We start from the raw sequence: 1,761 nt of genomic DNA on the forward strand, positions 1-1,761 counted from the left end.
GTGACCATCGCCCCCGTCACCGACGGCCCGCTCGCCCGCCTGGACCCCGCACGCAGCCTGCCGGCCGGGCACGTCGGCGAGATCCTGGTCCACGGCGACTCCGTCAGCCGGCACTACCACCGTGCACCGCAGTGCGACGCCCTGCACAAGGCGACCGAGGCGCGCCCCGGAGGCGAAGCCCCGCGCATCTGGCACCGTACCGGCGACCTCGGCCGCCTCGACGACGAGGGGCGGCTGTGGTTCTGCGGCCGCGCCGCGCAGCGGGTGCGCACCGGTTACCGGGACCTGCACACCGTGCGCTGCGAGGGCGTCTTCAACGCCCATCCCCTGGTCCGGCGCACCGCCCTGGTAGGCATCGGGCAGGCCGGTGCACAGCGGCCGATCGTCTGCGTGGAGATCGAGACCGGGACGCAGGAGGCAGCGCTCGACGACAGCGGGTGGAGGAGGCTGGTGGCCGAGCTGCGCGCGATGGCCGAGGCGCACGCCGCGACGACCGGCCTCCGGGAGTTCCTGCGCCACCCCGGCTTCCCCGTGGACATCCGGCACAACGCCAAGATCGGCCGCGAGGAGCTGGCTCGCTGGGCCGAGCGGCAGCAGCTCCGGCCCGCCCCGCTGTTCTCACGTGCGAGGCTCGGGACCCGGGGGCGGGCACGGTGAAGGTCCTGGTCACCGGAGCATCCGGATTCCTGGGCGGGCACTTGGCCGACGGCGCCCTGCGCCAAGGCCATCAGGTCCGCGCCCTCGTACGGCCCGGCAGCGATGCCGTACGGCTGCGCTCCCTGCCCGGTGTCGAGGTCGTCACCGGCGATCTCGCCGACGGCGGCTCACTGGGTCGGGCGGCAGAGGGCTGCGAAGCGGTGCTGCACAGCGCGGCACGGGTCGTCGACCACGGCAGCCGCGCGCAGTTCGAGGCCGCCAACGTCACCGGCACGCTGCGGCTGCTGGCGGCGGCGCGGTCGGCGGGGGCGCGGCGATTCGTGTTCGTCTCCAGCCCGAGCGCGCTGATGCGGGTACGGGAGGGCGACCGCCTCGGCATCGACGAGAGCACCCCGTTCCCGCAGCGGTGGTTCAACCACTACTGCGAGACGAAGGCGATCGCCGAGCAGCACGTACGGGCGGCCGACGGCCCGCAGTTCACCACCTGCGCGGTGCGCCCACGCGGCATCTGGGGGCCGCGTGACCACGCCGGATTCCTGCCGCGCATGGTCGACGCCATGCGCTGCGGCCGGCTGCCCGACCTGTCAGGCGGCAAGCGGGTCCTGGTGTCGCTGTGCCACGTCGACAATGCGGTGGACGCCTGCCTGCGGGCTGCCGTCGCCCCCGCCGCGCGGGTCGGCGGCAAGGCCTACTTCGTCGTGGACCGCGAGGAGACGGACCTGTGGCCCTTCTTGGCCCGGGTCGGCGCCCTCTTCGGCTGCCGGCCGCCCGCTCCGCGCATCCCGCTCCGCCTCGGCCGCGGAATTGCCGCGGCGGTCGAGACGGGCTGGCACCTGCACCACCGATCCGGGGGCAGGGGAAGAGGCCCGGACACGGGTCCGCCGCTGAGCCGCTACATGCTGGCGCTGCTGACCCGTTCGGCGACGTACGACACCACTGCCGCCCGGTACGACCTCGGATACACGGCTCCGCGCACCCAGGCCGAAGGACTGCGGGCGCTGCACGAGTGGGTGACGGCGGGGGGCGGGGTCGCCGCCTGGACCGCCGGCCCGGCAGCCTCCACCGGCTCCCTCGCGCCGGCCCGCCCCGCGCCGCGCACCGCAC

At 75.1% G+C, this 1,761-nt stretch carries 1 protein-coding gene and 1 pseudogene; both read left to right on the forward strand.

Going from position 1 to position 1,761, the window contains the following annotated elements; all coding sequences use genetic code 11:
- A pseudogene (locus AB0I68_RS39020) lies at window positions 1–657 on the forward strand (hypothetical protein); the annotation flags it as partial.
- On the forward strand, window positions 654–1,761 hold a 1,108-nt coding region (locus AB0I68_RS39025), incomplete at its 3' end, for an NAD-dependent epimerase/dehydratase family protein (protein ID WP_363182198.1). The pseudogene AB0I68_RS39020 and the gene AB0I68_RS39025, both read left to right, overlap by 4 nt.

Source organism: Streptomyces sp. NPDC050448 (assembly GCF_040655295.1).
GTDB lineage: Bacteria > Actinomycetota > Actinomycetes > Streptomycetales > Streptomycetaceae > Streptomyces.